This is a genomic window from Mycobacterium sp. (assembly GCF_008709575.1).
GTDB lineage: Bacteria > Actinomycetota > Actinomycetes > Mycobacteriales > Mycobacteriaceae > Mycobacterium.
Map to the genome: position 1 here is coordinate 3,921 of NZ_VYIK01000111.1, position 361 is coordinate 4,281.

The window sequence follows — 361 nt, forward strand, 5'->3', positions numbered from 1 at the left end:
CACTACCATCGCTGCTCCTACCTGCACGTGAACTACCGCCGCATCGTGCCGATCGAGACGAAGCTGCAGATCGACGCCGGGGTGCGCCGGGTCGAGGGCCGCAAGACCTTCGTCGAGGGCCGGCTGTGCGACGGCGACACCGTGCTGAGCGACGCCGAGGCGCTGTTCGTGATGCTCAAACCCGGCCAGCCGTAAGCGCCTGGTCCAGCCAGGTTCGCAGCGTCGCCACCGGCGCCGCCCCGTGCTGGCGCGCCAGCACCTTGCCGTGCTCGACGACGAGCAGCGTCGGGATGGCCTGCACGACGAAGCGTTGCGCGATCGCCGGCGCCGTGTCGACGTTGATCTTGACGAGCTTGAGCCG

General features: G+C 69.3%; 1 protein-coding gene and 1 pseudogene. One reads left to right on the top strand and one right to left on the bottom strand.

From position 1 onward, the window contains the following. A pseudogene (locus F6Q13_RS16845) lies at positions 1–195 on the top strand (PaaI family thioesterase); the annotation flags it as partial. Here the strand turns inward: F6Q13_RS16845 and F6Q13_RS16850 are convergent. Further along, a partial coding sequence (locus tag F6Q13_RS16850) for a co-chaperone YbbN (protein ID WP_293058983.1) occupies positions 176–361 on the bottom strand: 186 nt, incomplete at its 5' end. The pseudogene F6Q13_RS16845 and the gene F6Q13_RS16850 sit on opposite strands and share 20 nt — an antisense overlap.